This window comes from Hymenobacter agri, assembly GCF_054778495.1.
In genome coordinates, this window is sequence record NZ_BAAGZM010000796.1 from 1 (window position 1) to 1,585 (window position 1,585).

The 1,585-nt window shown below is 64.5% G+C and carries 2 protein-coding genes; both read left to right on the forward strand.

All coding sequences use genetic code 11. The features are described from left to right. Window positions 1-404 (forward strand): LbetaH domain-containing protein (locus ACYVDE_RS22225; protein WP_460503720.1); only part of this gene is annotated, 404 nt, incomplete at its 5' end. Window positions 405-565: 161 nt separating this feature from the next. Then, window positions 566-1,585: DegT/DnrJ/EryC1/StrS family aminotransferase (locus ACYVDE_RS22230; protein WP_460503721.1), on the forward strand; the 1,020-nt coding region annotated here is incomplete at its 3' end.

Sequence of the window (1,585 nt, forward strand, 5' to 3'; positions counted from 1 at the left end):
CAGCCGTGGTGAGCCGGCTCACATCGGCCCAGCTTCGCTTTCCCAGCCTGGTGCACCCGGGCGTGGCACTGCACCCGCGCCAGCGCGTGGCGCTGGGCGAAGGCTGCATCATTCAGCAAAGCTGCGTGCTCACCTGCGACATCGTGCTCGGCCGTTTCGTGCTGCTGAACCTGGGCTGCACTGTGGGCCACGATGCCGAGTTGGCCGACTTTTGCTCGCTGATGCCCCACGCCAACGTGAGTGGCGCCGCCCGGCTGGCCACTGGCGTGTACCTTGGCACGAATGCCACCGTGATTCAGGGCGTGCAGGTGGGCCGGAATACCGTGGTGGGCGCGGGAGCGGTAGTAGTACGCGACCTGCAGGCCGATGTAACGGCAGTAGGCGCGCCGGCAAGGGCACTTTAATTCGATAATAAATAATCATTCGAGCGTCATGCTGAGCTTGTCGAAGCATCTCTCCCGCACAAGTGAAATTGACTACTGATGCGGGAGAGATGCTTCGACAAGCTCAGCATGACCGTTCTTTTTGCTTCGGTATTTCAGAAGCCTCAATACCCAAAACCTAAATGCGCAGTCAGGATTACGACCGTCTCTACCTTTCCCCGCCCCACCTCGGCCGGCACGAGCTCAACTATGTGCACAAGGCGATTGAGGACAACTGGGTGGCGCCGGCCGGGCCTAACATTACGGGCTTCGAGGCCGACATCTGCGCGGCGGTGGGCGTGCCGTATGCGGTGGCGCTGAACTCGGGCACGGCCGCTATTCATCTGGGGCTGATTTTGCTGGGCGTGGGGCTGGGCGATGAGGTGCTGTGCCCCTCGTTCACCTTCGTGGCCACGGCCAACCCCATCGTGTACCTGGGGGCCACGCCGGTGTTCGTCGATAGCGAGGCCGACACCTGGAACCTCTGCCCCGAGCGCCTGCGCGAGGCCATTGCAGACCGCATGGCCCGGGGCAAAAAGCCCAAAGCCCTCATCCTGGTGCACCTCTACGGCATGCCGGCCCGGCTGCCCGAAATTCTGGCTATCGCCAAGGAGTTCAACATTCCCATCCTCGAAGATGCCGCTGAGGCGCTGGGCTCGGAGTGGCAGCAGCAGCCGCTGGGCGGCTTCGGGCGGGTGGGCGTGTTCTCGTTCAACGGCAACAAGATTCTGACCACCAGCGGCGGCGGCGCACTCGTAACCTACGATAAGGCGCTGGCCGAAAAAGCCCGCTTCCTGGCTACCCAGGCCAAGGACGACGCGCCCCACTACCAGCACTCCGAAACCGGCTACAACTACCGCCTCAGCAACATCCTGGCCGGCATCGGGCGCGGGCAGATGGAGCTGCTGCCCGAGCGCGTGAAGCGTCGCCGCCAGATTTTCGACTGGTACCGCGAGCACCTTGCGCCGCTGCCCGGCATTGTGGTAGCCCCGGCACCCGAGCCGGCCGGCAGCCGCTCCAACCGCTGGCTTACCACCATCATCCTCGCTCCCACCCTGCCCGACGGCCGCCCCAACCCCGCCACGCCCGAAACCCTGCGCCTGCACCTCGAAACCCGCAACATCGAAAGCCGCCCGCTCTGGAAGCCGCTGCACCTGCAGCCG